1 protein-coding gene is annotated in these 297 nt (G+C 55.9%); it reads right to left on the reverse strand.

Annotated features, from left to right (window positions below):
• Positions 1–211 (reverse strand): hypothetical protein (locus AC1RPN_RS08845; RefSeq protein WP_481763818.1); only part of this gene is annotated, 211 nt, incomplete at its 3' end.
• Positions 212–297 lie beyond the last annotated feature (86 nt).

Here is a 297-nt window from a genome sequence, read left to right on the forward strand (position 1 = left end):
GTACATCCCAATTGCGGAGTGCAGTAAGGTCCAGCGTCTCTTCGTTAAGCTCGCCCAGATATGCAATCTCGCGCAGACTCGTCAGCTCATTTTTAAGGGCCCTGAGAGCCTTAGCTGTACCCTGTGGAACACCATCGTCACGAAGGGATTTAACAACGGCCAGCGCATCAGTAAGGCGCTTGAGTTGCCGCTCCTTGGACACCGTGCCCATTGTGGGAAGGCGTCTGAATGCTTCTCGGCTCCTGTCAATAAGGGCGCGCAGACTGGACATGCGATCGGATAGGGACGCGAGACCTG

This window comes from Dellaglioa sp. CoH-57-MRSF-20, assembly GCF_056781955.1.